At 37.6% G+C, this 19,693-nt stretch carries 14 protein-coding genes; 2 read left to right on the forward strand and 12 right to left on the reverse strand.

Annotated features, from left to right (window positions below; genetic code table 11):
- Positions 1-305 precede the first annotated feature (305 nt).
- From AAOP42_RS17180 to AAOP42_RS17190, 3 genes are all read right to left on the reverse strand, one after another.
- Positions 306-596 (reverse strand): chaperone modulator CbpM, encoded by a 291-nt coding sequence (locus AAOP42_RS17180; protein ID WP_349529792.1) that lies wholly within the window; start codon positions 594-596, stop codon positions 306-308.
- Positions 593-1,483 (reverse strand): DnaJ C-terminal domain-containing protein, encoded by an 891-nt coding sequence (locus AAOP42_RS17185; RefSeq protein WP_349529793.1) that lies wholly within the window; start codon positions 1,481-1,483, stop codon positions 593-595. The genes AAOP42_RS17180 and AAOP42_RS17185 overlap by 4 nt, the downstream gene beginning before the upstream one ends.
- A 244-nt stretch (positions 1,484-1,727) precedes the next feature.
- Positions 1,728-3,230, reverse strand: coding sequence for an arylsulfatase (locus tag AAOP42_RS17190; protein ID WP_349529794.1), 1,503 nt, complete (start codon positions 3,228-3,230; stop codon positions 1,728-1,730).
- A gap of 184 nt (positions 3,231-3,414) precedes the next feature.
- On the opposite strand from AAOP42_RS17190, the gene bamJ reads away from it, so the two are divergent.
- The gene (bamJ, locus tag AAOP42_RS17195) at positions 3,415-4,011 is read left to right on the forward strand and encodes a BamJ family beta-barrel-assembly machinery protein (protein ID WP_349529795.1); all 597 of its coding nucleotides are present in this window, start codon (positions 3,415-3,417) and stop codon (positions 4,009-4,011) included.
- Positions 4,012-4,083: 72 nt separating this feature from the next.
- Here the strand turns inward: bamJ and AAOP42_RS17200 are convergent, their stop codons facing one another.
- The 5 genes from AAOP42_RS17200 to AAOP42_RS17220 form a co-directional block, all read right to left on the reverse strand.
- Positions 4,084-5,562, reverse strand: coding sequence for an alkaline phosphatase D family protein (locus AAOP42_RS17200; protein ID WP_349529796.1), 1,479 nt, complete (start codon positions 5,560-5,562; stop codon positions 4,084-4,086).
- Between the two features lie 128 nt (positions 5,563-5,690).
- The gene (locus AAOP42_RS17205; protein ID WP_349529797.1) at positions 5,691-7,439 is read right to left on the reverse strand and encodes a RagB/SusD family nutrient uptake outer membrane protein; all 1,749 of its coding nucleotides are present in this window, start codon (positions 7,437-7,439) and stop codon (positions 5,691-5,693) included.
- A gap of 28 nt (positions 7,440-7,467) precedes the next feature.
- Positions 7,468-10,779, reverse strand: coding sequence for a SusC/RagA family TonB-linked outer membrane protein (locus AAOP42_RS17210; protein ID WP_349529798.1), 3,312 nt, complete (start codon positions 10,777-10,779; stop codon positions 7,468-7,470).
- A 196-nt stretch (positions 10,780-10,975) separates the two neighbouring features.
- On the reverse strand, positions 10,976-12,064 hold the full coding sequence (locus tag AAOP42_RS17215) for a FecR family protein (protein WP_349529799.1): 1,089 nt from the start codon (positions 12,062-12,064) through the stop codon (positions 10,976-10,978).
- 119 nt (positions 12,065-12,183) lie between these two features.
- Complete coding sequence (locus AAOP42_RS17220) at positions 12,184-12,825, reverse strand: RNA polymerase sigma factor (protein ID WP_349529800.1); 642 nt, start codon at positions 12,823-12,825, stop codon at positions 12,184-12,186.
- 187 nt (positions 12,826-13,012) lie between these two features.
- Between AAOP42_RS17220 and AAOP42_RS17225 the strand changes: the two genes are divergently transcribed.
- Complete coding sequence (locus AAOP42_RS17225; protein WP_349529801.1) at positions 13,013-13,741, forward strand: pseudouridine synthase; 729 nt, start codon at positions 13,013-13,015, stop codon at positions 13,739-13,741.
- Here the strand turns inward: AAOP42_RS17225 and AAOP42_RS17230 are convergent.
- The 4 genes from AAOP42_RS17230 to AAOP42_RS17245 form a co-directional block, all read right to left on the reverse strand.
- Positions 13,717-14,193 (reverse strand): DUF456 domain-containing protein, encoded by a 477-nt coding sequence (locus tag AAOP42_RS17230; protein ID WP_349529802.1) that lies wholly within the window; start codon positions 14,191-14,193, stop codon positions 13,717-13,719. The genes AAOP42_RS17225 and AAOP42_RS17230 overlap by 25 nt on opposite strands.
- Positions 14,193-14,813, reverse strand: a complete 621-nt coding sequence (locus AAOP42_RS17235) for an HAD family hydrolase (protein ID WP_349529803.1) — start codon at positions 14,811-14,813, stop codon at positions 14,193-14,195. Before AAOP42_RS17235 ends, AAOP42_RS17230 begins: the two co-directional genes overlap by 1 nt.
- 35 nt (positions 14,814-14,848) lie before the next feature.
- Positions 14,849-16,507: a porin family protein gene (locus AAOP42_RS17240; RefSeq protein WP_349529804.1), complete on the reverse strand. Its 1,659-nt coding sequence runs from the start codon at positions 16,505-16,507 to the stop codon at positions 14,849-14,851.
- Positions 16,508-16,589: 82 nt separating this feature from the next.
- Positions 16,590-19,691, reverse strand: a complete 3,102-nt coding sequence (locus AAOP42_RS17245; protein ID WP_349529805.1) for a tetratricopeptide repeat protein — start codon at positions 19,689-19,691, stop codon at positions 16,590-16,592.
- Positions 19,692-19,693: the final 2 nt, after the last annotated feature.

The raw sequence follows: 19,693 nt of genomic DNA on the forward strand, positions 1-19,693 counted from the left end.
TTGTGATCCATCAAAGCAGCAGGCATGTTATTGAAAAAATCAGGATTGTTAACTAGAAATACTCCTCAAAAGCACACAATATTGGAGCTTTTTTTAGTCTTAGGGAGATCCTAAGATTAGTTGTCTGCATTTGCAGGTCTTGTGACCTGCAAACATCCAAACACTCATGCTTCTGTTTTTTTCGAGGTAGAAAAAGCTAACTCTAGGGTTTGTTGGGCACAAGTCCAACAAAGGCTAAAATTATCATACTAGAGAAAACCTAAGTGTAGGGAATCAACAATGCACCAATCCACCCTGTCCTTTTCCTACTCATAGAGGCTCAATCTGTTTTTGACTCTATCCAGTTCAGTGGTGAGGTCATCAACTTTTTGTAATAGATTCAGTATGGCATCAATGCCTTCTATATTGATTTTTAGTTCACTGTGAATTCTAATGATTTTCTCGATTTCGACAAGGTTGTCCTGATGCAGGTATTGCGATTCTCCGATGGAGGTGAGTTCGATAAGGCCAACTTCATGGAGCTCACCAAAAAAGGACACTTCCAAACTATAATGATCACACAGTTGAATTATGGGTATGTATTCTTTTACATTCATGATGCTCTTAGTTTTGCAAGTTCTTCAAACAGTTTTTTCTCTTTATCCGTCAGTTTTGTTGGGGTAGTGAGTTGATAGGTGACATATAAATCACCAAACTGGCCTTCCTTTTTGTACACCGGAAAACCTTTGCCTTTAAGTTTGACTTGTGAGCCGTTTCTGGTTTCCGGCTGTACCTTAAGCTTCGCCTTGCCATCAAAGGTGTCAATAATTACCTCTCCTCCCAACATTGCCTTGTACAAGTCCAGATCTACAGATGTATATAAGTTGTTTTCATCACGTTTAAACTTGGTATCATTTAGAATAGAGAACTTAATATTCAAATCTCCATTAGGCCCACCATTGATGCCTTCACCCCCATACCCTTTGATCCTTATTACCTGTCCGTTTTTCACACCCGCCGGAATTGTCAGCCTTATAGATTTGCCATTGACCGTTAAGGTCTGCTTGTGCGTGGTATATACGTCCTTCAAGTTTAGTTGCAGTTCAGCACTGAAATCCTGCCCCCTGAATTTAACACTTCTGCCTCCTCTTTGAGCATCGGATGAAGCTCCTCCAAACATTGAACTAAAGAAATCGGAAAAGTCTTCATCTGTAAATGATTGCGAACTGGCATGACCTGAACTCCTTTGCTGCTGTTTTGCCTTTTCAAATTCCTCCGCATGTTTCCAGTCTTTGCCATATTGGTCATATTTCGCCCGTTTCTCAGGATTACTCAGTACTTCATTTGCCTCATTGATTTCCTTAAAGTTCTTTTCCGCTTCTTTATCGTCTGGATTTAAGTCCGGATGATACTTTCTCGCAAGCTTTCTATATGCTTTCTTTATATCATTTTCCGACGCTTTCTTATCAATACCAAGTACCTTATAATAATCTATGTATGTCATTGTTTGATTGTATCAAAAAATATTTAATGCTTGGATTCTGTTCGAGTTATACCCTTGAAAATTGCATTTAAGGTATTCATTTTTTGAGGTCTGAACAATGTTTTGAGGATGTTTATTATCAAAACAAATCAATGTCAGAATTGTAACAGCCAATAATCATGAAACTGATCAGAAGGAGATAAACCTTCACTAAAATCTGTAATTATATCCCACCCTAATGACCTAAGTCTACTAGTTAGTCAACCTAGATTTCTACATTCTCCACTTCTAATGCCCAGTTTTCGAATTTGGCTTTGAGTTCCTTCAATTTTTCAGGATGAGAGGTAGAAAGGTCACTTGATTCCACTGGATCAGTTTTTAGGTTGTACAACTCCCAAGTACCTTTAAACGATACCAATTTCCAATCACCATCGCGAACAGCACGTCCTTTGGACCATTCCCAAAACAAAGGTTTCTCTCTTGCAACTTCTTCTCCTTTTAGGAGTGGAAGAAAGCTGATTCCCTGCATGGGTTTAATTTCTTGTCCGTTGAGTTGTTTCGGATATGCTGCACCAGTCAAATCTGCAAATGTGGACATGAAATCAATAAAATGCAGTGGAGTATCAGAAATCGTATTCTTGTTTTTCAATCCTTTTGGCCAGTAAGCAATCATAGGAGTTTTGATGCCCCCTTCATGACTGTAGTTTTTATAATACCTCAATGGCGTATTGGAAACATTGGCCCAATCGCCCCGAAGAGACGTCCACCTGGTCATTGACCCAATAGGACCTGTTCCCTCTAACTTTACATTTTCAGATGAGGCTCCATTGTCTGACACAAAAACAATAAGGGTATTTTCATCCACTTTCATTTCCTTCAACTTTGCTTGTAGCCTGCCAATATTCTGATCTAGCCTGTCAATCATTGCTCCATAAACAGCCATAACAGTATCTTCCCTTGCCTTTTCATCTTCTGTCAACTCTTCCCATTTTTGGTGCATGGATTCTGACAAAGGATAGTTTTCAGGCAACAATCCCATCGCCTTTTGTTTGGCAAACCTTGCCTGTCTTATTTTCTCATACCCCTCCTTGTATTTTCCTATGTATTTGGCAATATCTTCCGGCCAGGCCATTAGTGGGTCATGAGGCGCATTGTATGCCATATAAAGAAAAAATGGTTTCTGTTCGTCTTTGTGCTGATCCAACCATCCAAGTGCATAGTCGGTAAAAGTATCTGTGGTATAAAAATCTTTAGACTCAGGAGTAAATGGTTGGATCACCTCACCTTCAATGCACCACGGGCGATCATTACGCTTTTGGGCGGGCTGGCCTTCTCCTTCTCTTCTCATTCCCGGGTTGAAATAATTGCATGCTCCTTCAAAAAGTCCACTGTAATGATCAAAACCACGGGTAACGGGATTTTCAGTACTGTGGTGCTTGCCTGACCACATAGTTGTATATCCGGCACTTTTGAAAAGCTCTCCCAGTGTTATTGCATTATTCATGGGTTGCTTGTATCCCTTATTATAACCCGTTTGTTGGGAATAGAGACCTGTCAGCAAACATGCTCTGGAAGGAAAGCATTTGGATGTATTATATACCTGAGTAAACCTCATGCCATTAGAAGCCATTTTATCCAAATTGGGTGTTTTTACCTCACTACCAAAGCAACCCAGATCAGACCACCCCATGTCATCAGCTAGAATTAATATTACATTGGGTTTCGCATCAACTGTAGCAGATTGTTTCTTGGTTTCCTTACAAGACATCAACACACAACAGATTGATAATGATAAAATTAAATTCTTATTATTCATAATTTACTATAGCTATTTAAACAGTTGTATAGGTGTAAATATACATGATAGAATACCGCTCCTACAATAAAAATTGTGTCATTTACATGGGTAAAAAAACCATTTTCCTAACTTCGTGCTGAAATAACAAAAAATTATGAATAACGAATTAGAAAAATTAAGTTACAGTCTGGGTGTGAATGTTGCCATGAGCTTACAATCTCAGGGGCTGGATGAAGTGGATACAAAATTATTTGGACAGGCTATTGATGATGTATTAAAAGGATCAGATTTACAAATAGACCCACAGGAAGCTGGAAATATTCTCAACGCACACTTCAGTAAGTTGCAATCCAAGCAACATGAAAGTGCAATAAAAGAAGGACAAGAATTTTTGGAGTCAAACAAGGCAAATGAAGGTGTTGTTACATTGGAAAGCGGTTTGCAGTATCAGGTGTTGAAAGAAGGCACTGGAGCAAAGCCAAGCATAGACAGCACGGTGACTACACATTATCATGGTACTACAATTGACGGCTCTGTTTTCGATAGTTCTGTGGAAAGAGGCACTCCCGCTTCGTTTCCTGTAAATGGCGTAATCGCAGGGTGGACAGAAGCTTTGCAATTGATGCCTTTAGGTTCAAAATGGAAACTTTTTGTACCTTCTGACCTTGCTTATGGAGACCGTGGTGCCGGCCCAAAAATAGGTCCTCATACTACTTTAATTTTTGAAGTGGAACTACTTGAAATCAAGTAATTCTATAAACCATAAAAAAAACTCTTGTTACTTCATTTGTAACAAGAGTTTTTTTATTTCACCCTTCTTAACCTACCTCACAAACTCTTCTTTGTGCATGACATTACCATCTACATCCCGGTGTTCAAATATCAATTTGACTTCATCACCGTCACTATAGACTTTACCAAATAAATAGCCGCCCTTCACACGAAGAAAACGATGTTCTGGTTTGACATTGTCCTGCGACCACCCTCCGGCATGAGAATCTGACCCTGCACCACAGCCAAACTCCCAAAGATTGGTATCTTTAAAATGGCTGACATATTGCCAATGACGGTCGCCAGTGCATACAATCACATTGTCATGTTTATTGATAAATTCTCTGATTTCATTTCCTTCATAAGCAAATGCCTCATTGGAGTAATTGTCGTTTTTGCCTTGTGGACGATCAGGCCCTAAGATTGGTGATGAAGTGATAACCACTTTATAAGTAGCATCTGATTCATCAATGGTGCTGAACAACCATTCCTTCTGTTCCTTGCCAAGTATAGTCTTATTCGAGCCATCTTCATCAGTATTTTTACTCCTGTAATTTCTACCCTCCAAAATCCAGATCTGAAGGTCTTTGCCCCATCGTACAGTTTTATATGTTGGTGAATTGCTGGGAAATTGTTCCTTATCAAATATCTCCAAACCTCTTTCAAACGAAACAGGCCCGTAAAATTCATCAGGATATGCATCATTTTTTAATGCATCATGATCATCCTTCATAAAATAGCTGCTCGTTCTATTGTAAAAACTACGTTGCAAAGGCAATGCAAACAGACGATCCCATTTGAAACGCATCAACTCCTCTGTCATCGCATAAGGATTTGGTTTGTCATAATACTCTATATCTCCAGTATGAACAAAGAAATCAAGGTTGTCTCTGTCCATAGCAGGATAAATTTTATGCCCAGTGGTACTGTCTTTTCTAATATAATCATGGCAACTCACTATACTGAAAGCGATATCTTTTGCTTTATCTACCAAAGGTGGAGTTGTAAATCCTCCTATAATAGTATCCGCAATATTTTGTCCCTCTCCCATTCTGGAAAACATTTCAATGACATACCGGGCATCAGGAGAAAGTTCTTTCAGTTTCCATTGTTTAGTAAAATTTTTATCTGCTTCCACTTTTGTCCAATCCAACCGGACTTTGGTTTCCGGTTTGTTTTCTTCGTAGTAGGTTAACTGTACTTCACCTTCCGACCCTAAACACGCACCTTCCATATCCTTCAATGACAACCCTTCAAGAATTTGTTTTTTATTCAGAAAATCTTTGTCTTTCATTTCACCAAATTCCTTTTGTTCTTCTTTGGTCAATGGTATAAATACCTGTCCCTCCCAGTTCATCTCAGGACTTTGAGTGAGCCGTGTCCAGATGGTAATGGAATTCTGATCTACCCATCCATTGTGCACACCATTTCCGAAGTAAGGCCCTTGTTGTGATAGCTGTTCCTGCTGCTTTTGTTGAGAACAGGATATTAAGAAGAGTAGCACTGTTACTACAATTGATATATTTTTCATAATTTTTACTGAATGATATTTTATTTACACGTGTAGATAACCTTGAAAAGATGTGATTTATATATTTTTTAGCAAAAAATAAACAGACATTAATTATTAATGTCTGTTTATCTCATTTTTCATAACCATTACTCAAAGTACCCTGGATTTTGAGTCAACACGGCCTCAGTGTTTGCTTCTATCTCACTATATGGTATGGGGTATAAGTTGTGATGGGATTGCATTGAGTTCCCAACAAATATTGGATTGTAGTCCTTTGTCCTTTGTACCAGTTTACCCAATCTGGTCAATGTCAATAGTCTAAACTCTTCAAAATTTAATTCCCTTAAACGTTCGTCAAGTATATAGTCAATATTCACTTCACCATCAGTCACCTCAGGTGCATTAGATCTTCTTCTCACCACATTGATATCATCAGCAGCTAAACCGGGATTATTGTTTCCTAAATGCGCCTCAGCTCGAAGTAAATATGTTTCTGCCAATCTCATTGAATAATGATCTCTATAGGTTCTTCTGGCATCACTGGTAAGAGCCCCAGCTACTTTTTGGTCTGTAGTCCACAAGTCAGAAGGGTGCAAACCAGGTGTAGACAGTTTTGCCAGAACAGGGAAAAAGTTTCTAGCCGAGTCTGTATAAGTATTCAATGGAATTAAATTATTTGCAACAGCGTACAAACCATGAGATGGACTGTCTGGATTATTAACTTTGAAATCACGCACTATATTATATTCAGAGTTTCTAATATCTGTCCCTCCATCATTATCCCATAACTCATTGTAGAAATAAGATGTCGGTCTAAGAAAACCAGATCCTCGCCCGTAATAATTTGTATTGGGCTCTCCACCAGCTATTAAGCTTCTGGATTCTCCATCTGTATCTTCTATGTCTGTTCTCCAAAGTCTGGGAATACTCATACGCTCCAGAAGCAAATTTCCTCCACCAGCTACCTGATGTTCAAACTGCAACACCCACAATGCTTCCGTATTGCCTGTAGATCTGTTTTGGTTACCTTGACGAAAAAGATCCCAATAAACATCTCCCCCAAAATTAGAATCATTAATTCTGGTACCGAAGCGAGAAGTCATTAAATCAGTTGCTGAATGATTAATTACTTTGGTCGCTGCATCTATTGCATCAGTCCATCTTTCCAATGAAATATACACCTGAGAAAGTAAGTGGTTTGCTGTTTCTTTACTAATCCTATGATCTTCCACATCGGAAATATCCGGCAGATGGGTAGCAGCAAACTCCAAATCCAAAGCACATTGTTCATAAACTTCATTTCTGGATGCACGAGCATAATCTCTCTTAGGAGATGATGTTTCTTCGACTACAATAGGAACTCCACCGTAAAGATTGGCTAACATATTATAACCAAGTGCTCTAAAAAACATTGCCTCTGCTTTAACCTTGTTACTCTGAGTTTCTGATAACTGACTCATTTCAGCATCTGCTCTGGCTATAATTACATTGGCATTGTAAATAATTCCATACGCTTCTACCCAAACATATTTCACTCTATTTGATGTAGGCAATAATACAGAAACATAATCCGGTGGGTTTTCACCCATATCTTTGTCATTCATTATCATGTCTGTGCCAGAAAACATCATTTGCGGGCTTTGATTGGCATTAGCTGATCCCCAAAAATTATCACGGTAATCTTTATGCAATCCTATAATAGCAGCATCGAATTGTTCCAAGGTAACATACGAGTTTTCTGGAGAATAAAAATCCAGAGGTATCTCTTCTAAAAACTCTGTTTCATTGCAACCCATGATTGAAATTGCAACTATTAAGTACGACAGAGTAAAGTGCTTGAAATTGTCACTCAACTCACAATAAGTTCTGTTAGTATATATAATTATGTTTTTCATTTCTTTACTGTTTTGTGTAGCGATCATATTAAAATTCAATATTCAGTCCCAAAGAATAGCTCTTCATAACGGGTCTGCCATCTCTAACCAAAGCTGTATTAGTTTCCGGATCCCATCCGTTGTAGCCCGTCCAAGTAGCAAGGTTTTTTCCGCTCACGAAGACTTTCAACCTTGTGATATTGAATTTACTTAACAGTTCAGAATCAAAATTATAAGACAATGAAACATCTTGTAGTCTCACAAAGCTTCTGGAGGCATAGCGTGTTCCTATAAGCCCATCCGAAACATTAATTCTCAGTTTTTGATACCTGGCATTAGGATTTTCCGGTGTCCAGTAGTCGATACCTGCCGGCACATTTCTATCAAATACATTTTCTGAACTGATGTCGTTCCAACTTGTCAAAACATCTTCCCCTAAATACCTGTTTTTTCCTCCCTGAACGGAGTTGATGAACAAGCTTAATGACCAGTTTTTATATTGTAATTTATTTTGCACACTAAACCTGTAACTCGGTGATGTATAACCAATTATGGTTCTATCATCCGGAGTAAACCCATCTACTCCATCCAAATCCTGTAATTTGTATGCACCTACATCAAAACCGCTGGGAATATCATCTCCAATTTGAAATAACTCACCAGTAATTTTATAGTCATAAATAGCATCAATAGGCTCACCAATAAACAAGCCTGAAGAGACGATATCATCTTCTACTCCATCACCGTCATTATCAAAACCCAGCAATTCAACCAGTTCATCCCGATTTCGGGAAAAATTGAAAGTACTGGTCCATGTAAGGTCGTTTTTCTCATAATTCACACTTGAGATTGACAAATCGATTCCCTGGTTTTTCAGCTTTCCTAGATTGATGGGAATTTTAGAAAACCCTGCCAATTGTGGAAGATTGACCTCATAAAGAACATCCTTCGTATCATTTTTATAGTAATCAATATTCCCCATGATTCTACCCTTGAACAAGGCAAAGTCAATTCCTATATTGATTCCAGTTGTAGTTTCCCATTTTAGATTCGGACTTGCAAGGCTTATAATTTCCTGTCCATACAAAGGACTACCATTTGAGTCCACATATACAAATGCTCCATCTACTTCAGCTAGTGTCTGATACCTGCCTATGGTTCTGTTACCACTGGTACCATAAGAAGCCCTTATTTTCAATGATGGCAACCAAGACACCTGACTGAAAAAATCTTCTTGAGAAATGACCCATGCTACAGAGGCTGAAGGAAAAACTCCAAACTTGTTGTCTTTACCAAATCCGGAAAATCCATCCCTTCTAATAGTACCTGTAAACAAATATTTTCCCTGAAAACCATATATTAGTCGCGCCATGCTATACAGACTTGCTTCCTTATAAGCTGTAGTGCTTACTGATTGCAAATCTGCCTGTCCTGATTGCAAACTATTGTAGCCCAATACATCATCTAAAAACACTGATGCTTTTGCCAATGTGCCGTTTCCAACCCTTTTCTCAAAACCATAAAGCAAAGTAGCAGTAAGGTTATGATTCTGGGCAAAAGTTTTTTGATAAGTCAGGATATTGTCAGAAGAATAACTCCTTCGTGTGTCATTCTCCTTTGATCCTTCTCCCTGAAAATTTGCTCCATAAGGCCTGAAAAGAAATTCATTTTCATTTCTATAGTTCGTAGTGTAATTGATTTTATAAGATAGACCCTGAATGAAAGGAATGTCAATTTTAGCATAAATATTTCCAAACAAATTGAGCCTCATATCAGAATGATCAGCTTCTTCTAAATCTCGTAATGGATTGGTGGCATTTCCTCCTGGTTGAACTGTCAACTCTCCATCTTCATCTCTAGCTAGAGAATATGGTGAGAGGTAACGTAAATTTCTGGAAATATCAAGCCCGGAAAAATCACTTGAAGTAATAAAAGACTGTATTCCTATAGTTAGCCAATTGGTAACATAATTATCAAGATTCAAGCGGGCATTCCATCTTTTGTAATCTTCTCCTACATGATATCCTGCCTGATCGGTATAGCCAACCGACATGAAGGTAGAAACATTTGCATTGCTATGAGCCAGACTCAAATTTTGACTAATAAGATAAGGCTTATCATTGGTTAACAAATCGTACCAATTGGTTTCAATACCTGCATCATAAGCTTCTACCATATCCTGAGTTTTAAATAATGTTCTGGGGTCATAAGATGGATTGAGCTCCAGATAGTCGGGTCCGATTCTACTATTTAAAATATCACCATTGATAAACTGGTTAATATAATCTTGCCCACTGCCAGCTTTATATTCCTTTGCAGCTGATTGTGTGGTAAAAGTCGAGGAATAGTTAATGGTTGTTTTTTCGGTCTTATTGCCCGTTTTTGAAGTAATAATAATCACACCATTGGCAGCCTGAGAACCATACACAGAAGCAGCACTGGCGTCTTTAAGAATATCTACAGACTGGATGTCATTTGGATTAATATCGACAATGTTTCCTCTGTAAATGGTACCATCTAACACCACCAAAGGCGATTGCTCCCCGGAAATAGATGTTCTACCTCTAATAGAAATTTCAGGGTCTTCACCTGCAGCATCCACCTGTCCTACATTCAAACCAGGCAAACTTCCCTGAAGAGATTGAAAAAGTGAAACATTTGGTTGTTCTCTAAAAGACTCAATGTCTGCCTGCAATACAGAACCTGTAAGGTCACTTTTTTTCTGGGTACCATATCCTATCACCACAATTTCATCTAACTGTTCAGCATCCGGCACCAACTGAATATCTATTACACTTCTTGTTCCTACCGATACTTCTTGAGAGACATAACCAACATAGGAAATCTCTAAAACCGCATTTTCAGATACCAGTAGTTTGTAGCTTCCAGATAAATCCGATGTGGTACCATCTGATGTTCCCTTAATCAATACAGTAGCACCTGGCAACCCTTCTCCATTCTCATCTGTAATAGTACCGGAGATTTCAACATCAGCAAATTCAACAACAGCCTCATCTTCTTCCGTTCCTTCTTTTACAACATGAATTGTTTCTCCTACACGCCTAAAACTCAGACCTGTATTTTCTGAGATGAACCGAAGCACATCAGCCATAGAATGATGCGAAAAATCAGATTTCAGAAACTGCTTTTTAGCCTGCTTTATAATTTTTTTCTTGTAGGCAAAACTAAATTCTGTAGAGTTTTCAATTTTTGAAAAAGTCTCCTCAATAGAAGTGTTATTCAGAGCAAACGAAACATATATCTCTTCTAAGCTGAGTCCCTGAGCTTTTCCATTTTCAGCTAAAAGTACAGTATATAATATACACTGTAGCATAAATCCTAATGTCGCATACTTCGACATAGTTAAAATTTTTTTAAGTAATTTTGTACACATAATGTAATAGTTTTTGGTAACAATTAATTATCAAGAACATCGTGACTTGGGAAGTGCTTTCTACGTATCGTCAAATATCAGCTAGCACCACTAAGTCCATAAGCCAGTTTTGTCTAACAAGACTGGCTTAACTTTTTTTAAATAGCTTTTCTTATCATTCTTCTCATTTAATTATAACAATATGGTGATCGATTTCATACTCAAATTCATAGGCAAAGCTTAATCCTTTGAGCACTGCATCCAGTGTTTTATTTTTATACTTACCTGTAAAATCCTTGTCTAAGTCTATGTCATTTTTTTCTAACACAATTTTCACATCGTACCACCTCTCTATTATTTTTATGATACTTTGAATGTCCAAATCTTTGAAAGATAAAATGCCATCTCTCCACCCAACGACCTCATCATATCGAAAAGTTGATTTTTCAAATGATTTTTCAGATTGATCGTAACTCGCCATTTCTCCCGGCTCAAGTAATATTTGCTCATAAACAATATTTCCTTCAAATGACCCTACAGATACCTTTCCAGTAACAACCGCTACTGTAATTAGGTCTGTTTCCACTTTATATGCCTTCACATTAAATGATGTGCCCAAGACCTGTGTACCAATATCTCCGGTAATAATCCTAAACGGACGTTCCTTATCTTTCTCAACTTCGAAAAAAGCTTCTCCCTTCAGCTTTACTGTTCGATTGTTAGAATCAAAAAATTCGGGAAACACTAACTTGCTATTCGAATTAAGCTTGACCAATGACCCATCTGCTAGTTGAAAAGTCAGCTTTTCTCCTTTCCCAGTCTGTTTAACTACTTCCTTTATTGTAACAAGGTCAGGCTGTATCTCATCTCGGTTTTGCCAAAAATGGCTGAGTGATAAACCAAGAAACAATGCTACCACCAGCACTGCTGCAACTTTGAAGACAATAGGTAGATATTGAGCCCTGAACACTTGAAAAACAGGTGGATTGTTTGCTTTTTCACGGTTGCGCCTTAAAATAACATTGTTCCAGACTCCATCAAATTCGTCCTGAGTGGGAAAATCTTCTTTAAGACGAATAGATAGTACCAGCTGCCTGGCTTTTTCAACCTCAACTCTTTTATGTGGGTAATTGTTTAACCAAGCTTCCCAAAAAGAAGCTGTCATCGAATCATTATCGAGTATCCATTTCTGAAAGTACTCATCCAGAACAAAATCTTCTACCGTATAGTCCAAATAATCCATTTGCAATTTATTGACAATGAAATTCTTCATTTCAATAATACAGAGCAGATATTGGTTTACTTTACCCCATGAAATTTTATTTTTTCTAAATAAAAATAAAAAAGTTTAGAATTGAGCCCACTAATGGAATCCCGAAATCCAGTAAAGTATTAGTAAAAAGCTTTTTTCAAAACATCTATTGCTCTTGCCATAACCTTATATGTCGCCTTTACTGTAATCGACATGACATCTGCTATTTGCTCATAAGACAGTCGTTCGTAAAATTTCAGAAAAATGGCTTCTCTCTGCCTGTAGGTAAGTTTATTCAAGGCCTCTTTCAAACGATCATTTTGAAATACAATGTCTTCCTCTCGTATAAGTTGCATATCGTGAGACAGTACAACTTGAAAATTATAATCCACATTAACCGAACCCGAATATAAAAAGCTTTCTTTATTTGATTCTTTAAGAATTCTTCTTCTTAAACTTTTAATCAAATACGTTTTTAACCATTCCACCTCTCCCAATTTGGTTCTACTATTCCAAATATCAATAAACAAATCCTGAATGCAATCATTGATCAGTTGCCTGTTAGGGTCTATTTTAATACCATAATTAAACAGCAAAGAAAAAAAGCGGGCATAAATTTGAGCAAAAGCTGAGTCACTTCCATTCAAAAACTCAAGCCACAAGTGCTGATCCGATAGGTTCTTCAACATTCCTTTATGGTCATTCTGATCTGGTCTATTTTCCATAAAGGTATCTTCCTTAATTCCCGATGATTTGTGTTCGTATTTATGAAAGATGGTCATTGATTGTGGGGGGTAGTTGCAATAGCGGATTGCAATATAATGGAACTATGATAATATTAAAAAAAGAAGTTCATTGGGTCATGATAGTGTTGGAAGAACCTGGCAATGCCGTAAGGTCTTGCAAACCAATTCGCCAAATACTTAACCGGGATAACCGTTTAAGATTGGAAGAGTATAATTTTGCACCATGAAACCAATCGAAATACTATTCCAAGATGAATACCTGGTTGCGGTAAATAAACCTCATGGGTTGCTGGTACATCGGTCACGAATTGCAAGGGATGCCACAGAGTTTGCTTTGCAGCAAGTACGCAATATGATTGGACAAACTGTATATCCGGCACATAGATTAGATCGAAAGACCGGTGGTGTTCTTTTGTTTGCATTGGATCAACAAACACACAAGGATGTACAGGAACTGTTTGCCTCAAGAAAAGTACTTAAAAAATATTGGACTATACTAAGGGGACATACCGATGACAATGGAATCATAGATTACCCTTTAACCAATGATAGTGGAAAAGTACAGGAAGCGGTCACCAATTACAAAACACTACATAGAACAGAACTGCAAGTACCATTTGGGAAACATTCTACCTCTCGCTATTCATTAGTAGAAGTGATTCCGGAAACAGGAAGAATGCATCAAATCCGTAAACATTTCGGGCACATTTTTCACCCAATTATTGCAGATCGCAAACATGGCTGCAACAAGCAAAACAAGCTTTTTAAAGAAAAATGGGGAATGGATACCATGCTTTTACACGCAAGTGAATTAAGTTTCACACACCCAATAACCAATCAATACATAGTTATCACCGCACAATTACAAGATGAATTCAAGAGGATGATGCAATTGATGGGTTTTGAAATCAATCAGAATGATTTGAATCAAAACAAAGAAGCCGTAAAATAATAGCCCATAATAAAAACAGTGGTAAGCTTTAATACACTTCCTGTCACAAACCCTATAAGCGAACCAAAAGCCGATTTCAAAGCAACTCCCCTTTGTTGGCCGTCTATGATCTCACCAATGAATGCTCCCAAAAAAGATCCGACAATCAATCCAAATGGAGGAAAGAAAATAAGCCCAACAACCAAACCTACGATACTGCCTGTCACTCCCTTACGACTACCCCCAAATTTCTTGGTAGCCATTGGTGGAATTGTATAATCCAAAGTAAAGACAGCAATAGTAATTGCCAGCCAAATTAAAATAAATGATGTACTAAAAGGCGGGTTGGTTTTAAACTGTAATACAAGCAGAGATAAAAAACCTAAAGGAGGGCCGGGCAATATGGGTAAAAGGCAACCTATGATTCCGGCAATCAGTAAGACAATACCCAAAATAGTCCAGAAATAATCCATCAGACTTTGATATCAAAAGTCAATAGTGATTTTTTAAGTTGATCGGGTGATGAGAAATGAATACCATTGATGCCCAACTCCTTCGATGCTTCAATGTTGCGCAGGTTGTCATCTATGAAAATCGCCTTTTCAGCATCTATATTGAACCTGTTCAGTGTCAGTTCATAAATATCATGAAACGGTTTTCTGGTTTTCTCTGTACCAGATACAACAATCCCCTCAAACCAATGAAGGAAATCAAATCGATCCAACGCAATAGGAAATGTTTCAGCACTCCAATTGGTAAGTGCATACACCCTGTGATCTTTCTGATGTATGAGTGATTTCAAAATATTCACAGTATCGGATATAGAATCTCCCAACATCTCTACCCATCGACCATAATACATTCTTATAAGCTCCTCATGCTCAGGAAACATCGCTACCCTTTCTTCAGTAGCCTGTTGGAGGCTATATCCTGCATCCTGCTCCTCATTCCAATCTGAAGTACATATATTGTCAAAAAACCACTTCATTTTGCTCCTGTCTCCTTCAAAAACATCCAGATAAACATATTCGGGATTCCAGTCTATAAGAACTCCTCCCAAGTCAAAAATTATGGTGTCAATATTATTTTTCATTCTAATGATTTAATTCGATTTGATTATTTAAAGATTTAGAATCTGAAGCTCACTCCTGCTTTAACCTGCAACCCTCTCATGGGATAGTTATAGAAACGTTCATAGTTTTTGTTTAGGATATTATCAAATCGTAAAAACGCTCCAATACGATCATTAATTTGGTAATCTAAATTGAGATTGAATTCGGTAATGGCAGACATTGATGTAGTGGTTTCATTGCCAGTAGTAAGTCCATTACTTGCCAGTCCTTTTATTCCACCCAGCAGGTTAAATTGCCATCCGATGGACAGCTTATCCATTATTTTATGATTTCCTATCAACTCAACTCTGGATGTCGGTAAGTTGTAAAAATCTGTCACATCTTTTGATGAGTAGCTCAATATGGCGGCATTCAATCCTATCTGATTGTCGCTGTTTATGTCAAACTGCATTTTCGAACCAAATTCAACAACACTTGTATTTCCAGGAATGTATGCCACTTCGAAAGTAGTAGTATCAGGCAACATATTCTGATAGTAACCCATATTCTTGATAGATTGCAATTGCACATAAGCTGTCAATGCAAATTGTTGAGCAGGCTTAATAGCAGCTCCCGCTTTAAAGTCATAGTTGATTCTGGAACTAAGAACAGCCAGATCATCCATCAAATATGGATTTTCTCTGGCATAGTCGGCATAAGAATTGAAAGACATTCCTCCATCCAGATTGGCGAATAAATTCACTTGCTCTGATATCGAATAACTTGCTCTGGCAAATGGAAATATCGTAGAAGAACCAAATGTTTCTACTCCACCAGAAATTGCTGTAAATGAAAATCCTGCATCAATAGTAGCTTCTCCCGCTTCAATGCGGTAATACGGATTAATTCTAAAAAAACTTCTGCTCAGGTCAAATGATGTCTGTTTGTATTTAGTCAGGATTGCTTCATTATCAATAAATATGGTCTTGGCATAATTAAATCCAGCTCCTATTTCAACACCACTTTCTGATGCCGCATAATTGTCTTTTACACTTTCATAAGATACAGATAGAGAATAATCAACCAGATTGTCCTGGTCATTATCCTCAATACCAACCAAAGCATTTATAAAATCATACTTATGTTTGATATCCGATCTATCAACCTCTAATCCCGGTTGATAACCGTAGAAATAATCATTGGTTATCGAATAATTCACTCCGGTAGAAAAAGTGATACTCTCTCCTATTATTTTTCCATTGATACCAGCATTGGTATATGCGGATCCACTGTTTTTTCCATCTTTAGCTCCTTTGCCAAAAGAAAGATGATCCAGGTTCAATCGAAAAATACGGGATTGGTTCGTGATAAGGTTCATATCTGCTACCAACATTGGAGAACTGTAATTCCCAAACCCAACTTTCACATAATGATTGTAAACATCGTCTTGTGTGCCTTCCAGTTTTGGCTGAGCAGCCCTTAAGGTTGGCAATTGTGTAGCCGGGCTGTAATTGAAAATTTTAAATTCTCCGGGAAAAGTAGCTGCTTCTATTTCATATTCAGGAGAATTGACCTTCTCATAAAGCTTTCTTGCCTGAGGCAACACTATTTTTCTATCCTTTTCAATAATGATTTCACCTGTTTGTACTTCACCATCTTCTTCAATCTCCAAGTCCTGAGCCATTGCTAAAGGAACTAAGCAAATAGAACAAATCAGCATCAAAACGAACTTCATTGCATTACCATTTAAGCATTTAATCAGAAAATGATTTGTCCTTGATTGAGACGACATGAATATATATTTGTTGCTCTTCATATTAATTCTGATCCTTTTCTTTAACCTCAACAGTGTCTTTTGTTGTAATCAATTCTTTTTTCTTCGCTGATTCTATTTCTTTCAGTTTGTCCTGTGCTTGTTTCTTTATAGATTCCACGGGAGAATTTTCAATCAAGGAATTCAGAGTAGCTTCAGCCTGAAATAATTCGTCTGTTGCCAAATAGTTGTCTGTCATGAGTAGAAATGCCTTCCCGACCCACAAATCATAGGCTTTGTAATTTTCAGTAAGCTCAAACAAGGATTTTAATGATTGGGCATATTCCTTTTTATCGTAAAAAATCCTGGACACATAATACTTGGCCTCAGCACTTCTTTCATCTGGTGCGCTGTTTACCAACAGTAGCAACCAATCGAATGCTTCATCCAGCTTGCCTAAATTGTATTGCGATTTGCCTATATGCAAAGTAGCACTAGACTCAATTTCATTGGATATTCTATGGTTATCAATCAAGTCCTGCCCATAGAAAGATGCAGAATCATATTGATTCAATAAAAAATGATTTTCCATCAACCCATTGAGTGCATTTACTGTTTCTTTTGATGAATTTGAATACTTCTTCAACTTATGAAAGTATTTCATACTCTCCTTGTAATTTTTCTTATCAAATTCCAACGATGCTATTCTATATACTACTTTGGTATATTTAGAATAATCAGGATTGTCGGCTATGGCATAAAAGCCACTCAAAGACTTTTCAAAATCTGACTTTCTATAGTTGGCGTCCGCAATAAAATAGTTAGCGTCAGTTGCCAAAGTACTGGATGGATACGCATTGAGAAATTTCTCAAATGACCTGATTGACTCATCGTATTGTAAATTATAGTACATAGATTTTGCCGTTTCAAATTCAATATTCTCAAGGGCATCACTATCAGGATTGGCTTGTTTGTATTTATCCAGATATGTAGAAAAATCATCAAATTCTCCCATTCCTGCAAGTCCTTGCAAGCCCAACAAGGCACTATTTGCAGTTTCATGCCTTGAAAATCGCTCTAGCATCATTTTGTAGTTTTCTGTAGCTCCTTTATAGTTTTTCAGATTGTTATAAGACACTGCCTGATTGAGCAAACAGTAAGGGATGTAATTGCTTTCAGGGTATTTTCGGATGTAATTCTGATACTTGTTGATCGCACTACTATAGTCTCCTGCTTCATAGGTAATCTGTGCAATCTGAAATAAGGCATCATCGGCCTTATCAGAATCCGGATATTGCTGAATCAATTTTTCAAATGATTGGATCGCCTTATTGTCATCACCTTTGTAGCGGTAAACCACTCCTGACTGGTAATGAATATATGAAAGGTCTTTGGCACCTTCCTGCTCAGATTTTTGGTAATAAGTAATAGCCCTGTCGTAATCTTTTGACACATAAAAGCAATCTCCGGCTCTAATCAATGCATCAGTCAGGTATCTTTTGTTCACTTCCGGAGTATAGCTCATAATAAAAGATTGAAAACTGGTAGCTGCTCTGTCATATTGTTTTTGGTTGTAATACGCATAAGCCAAGCTGTACTTTGCTAAATCTGATCCCTGCTGAACAGACTGTTGATAGAATGGCACGGCATTCTGATATTTCTTTTCAAAAGAATAAGACTCCCCAGTCCAAAAGTTAGCCTCTCTGGACAATTCAATGTCTATAGGGTGTTGCAGGGATTTTTTAAACAAACTAATTGCGGATGCAAACTCCTTTTTATTAAAAAACTCTGTCCCCTTCAGGTATGTGATCCTTTGGTAAGCCTTCTTAATTTTAGGAGACAAATAATTCAACGATTCAATGTACGAAATGGCAGCCTGGTAATCCTTGTTGTTCAGATACGACTGGGTAAGCATTTCATTTACCTCACCAGAATGACTTCCAGATGGAAATTTTGTCCTGTAATCTGTAAATACAGTGATGGTTGTTTGATAATTGGTCAAGTCAAACTCTGTTTTACCATGTGCATACAAAGCTTCTTCTTGTATCTCTATCTGGTACTGTGAAGCATTTTTGAATGCAGGGGAAGCAAAAACCAGATTCTTATCCTTTGTATATAACACCCCAAGATAGTATGAAGCATAAGCACCCAAAGTATCTTTGGCAAGTGCTGCTTTTTTCAGATTGTCAATGGCATCCTCTGCATCGTCCATTTTATAATAGCACCATCCTATTTTAAAATAGCTGGCAGCATCCGCTTTTCTATTATGTTTCAGATATTCTTTGTAGTTCAAAGAAGCCAGACGATAATTGTTCAACTCATAATTTGAATCACCCAGTAACTTTAACAAAATCGGGTCGTTCGTTCCTGCCGCTTCTCTGTCAATTACCGAATTCACTTCCTTATATTCACCCTTTTCATACAACAACACAGCATACAACTTTAGGGATTCCGCACCATACTCATTTGAAGCAAAACCATTTTCCAGGAATTCCAGTGCTTTTTCATTGTCTTTGTTTTCCTTATAAATATATCCAATAAAATAAGCAGCATCCGATTTCAGTGCTTCATCATACTTAATTGACGAAAGCACTTCGATTGCTTTATCATACTCATTTTCAACAAAATAGGCATGACCAATTTTAAAGCTAATCCGGTCGTTTTGGAAACTCCTCTGATCTGAAGATTGTTCGAAAAATGAGATCGCTTTTTTATAAGATTTTTGGTCGTAATAATACTCTGCCAGTTCGATATAAGCCGAAGATGCATGGCTGTCGTTGGGATAAGTTTCTACATAAGATTGTATCAGTGCCTCTCCATCCTTTTGAGAAATTCGAACTGCACTTACAGCTCTGTAGTAGCTGGCATCTGGCAAAGTAGCCCCGGATGAATATGTAGCAATGTGCTTATCAAAAGCAAGCCGTGAGGCAGAATAAAGTCCTTTGTCATAAAACTCTTTGGCCTTTACGTAAGATGACTGCTCCTTTGATACAGATTGGGCACTCAAGGTAGCAGTGCCAGTAAAGAAAATTATAATTATTCCCGAAAGAACTGCAAAATATTTTGAATACATCATTAACCTTTGTTCGATTTTGTTATAACTGGAAGCCCATGAAAAAATTGCCTTTTCTCCTCCTTGTTTAGTCGTTTCTAATGAGGCTGACATTT

This window comes from Reichenbachiella sp. MALMAid0571 (genome assembly GCF_040151475.1).
Lineage (GTDB): Bacteria > Bacteroidota > Bacteroidia > Cytophagales > Cyclobacteriaceae > CAXBNB01.

Coding starts and splice junctions, on each gene's coding strand:
- AAOP42_RS17180 (WP_349529792.1), bottom strand. CDS start 596: ATGAATGTAAAAGAATACATACCCATAATTCAACTGTGTGATCATTAT.
- AAOP42_RS17185 (WP_349529793.1), bottom strand. CDS start 1,483: ATGACATACATAGATTATTATAAGGTACTTGGTATTGATAAGAAAGCG.
- AAOP42_RS17190 (WP_349529794.1), bottom strand. CDS start 3,230: ATGTCTTGTAAGGAAACCAAGAAACAATCTGCTACAGTTGATGCGAAA.
- bamJ (WP_349529795.1), top strand. CDS start 3,415: ATGAATAACGAATTAGAAAAATTAAGTTACAGTCTGGGTGTGAATGTT.
- AAOP42_RS17200 (WP_349529796.1), bottom strand. CDS start 5,562: ATGAAAAATATATCAATTGTAGTAACAGTGCTACTCTTCTTAATATCC.
- AAOP42_RS17205 (WP_349529797.1), bottom strand. CDS start 7,439: ATGAAAAACATAATTATATATACTAACAGAACTTATTGTGAGTTGAGT.
- AAOP42_RS17210 (WP_349529798.1), bottom strand. CDS start 10,779: ATGTCGAAGTATGCGACATTAGGATTTATGCTACAGTGTATATTATAT.
- AAOP42_RS17215 (WP_349529799.1), bottom strand. CDS start 12,064: ATGAAGAATTTCATTGTCAATAAATTGCAAATGGATTATTTGGACTAT.
- AAOP42_RS17220 (WP_349529800.1), bottom strand. CDS start 12,825: ATGACCATCTTTCATAAATACGAACACAAATCATCGGGAATTAAGGAA.
- AAOP42_RS17225 (WP_349529801.1), top strand. CDS start 13,013: ATGAAACCAATCGAAATACTATTCCAAGATGAATACCTGGTTGCGGTA.
- AAOP42_RS17230 (WP_349529802.1), bottom strand. CDS start 14,193: ATGGATTATTTCTGGACTATTTTGGGTATTGTCTTACTGATTGCCGGA.
- AAOP42_RS17235 (WP_349529803.1), bottom strand. CDS start 14,813: ATGAAAAATAATATTGACACCATAATTTTTGACTTGGGAGGAGTTCTT.
- AAOP42_RS17240 (WP_349529804.1), bottom strand. CDS start 16,507: ATGAAGTTCGTTTTGATGCTGATTTGTTCTATTTGCTTAGTTCCTTTA.
- AAOP42_RS17245 (WP_349529805.1), bottom strand. CDS start 19,691: ATGTCAGCCTCATTAGAAACGACTAAACAAGGAGGAGAAAAGGCAATT.